Here is a 290-nt window from a genome sequence, read left to right on the forward strand (position 1 = left end):
GCCATCGACGCCAGCAGCGGCGTCATCACCCGCTCGGCCACCGGCACCCTCGATTTCGAGACCCAGTCATCAATCAACCTGACGGTCACGGCAACCTCCTCCGACGGCAGCACCGCCAACCAGGCCTTCACCCTCGCCGTCCTCAACAGCCCTGAGCCGGTCGCGTTCAACAACCCGCCGGATGCCAACACCGCCGCCAACCAGGTTGCCCAGAACGCCGCCGCCGGCACGGCGATCGGCATTACAGCATTGGCGACGGATCCCGATGCCGGCTCGACGATCACCTACAG

1 protein-coding gene is annotated in these 290 nt (G+C 66.6%); it reads left to right on the forward strand.

Translation table 11 applies throughout. The features are described from left to right. Positions 1 to 290 (forward strand): cadherin repeat domain-containing protein (locus EN807_RS34700; protein ID WP_135938105.1); only part of this gene is annotated, 290 nt, incomplete at both ends.

Source organism: Mesorhizobium sp. M5C.F.Ca.ET.164.01.1.1 (assembly GCF_004792125.1).
Taxonomy (GTDB): domain Bacteria; phylum Pseudomonadota; class Alphaproteobacteria; order Rhizobiales; family Rhizobiaceae; genus Mesorhizobium; species Mesorhizobium wenxiniae.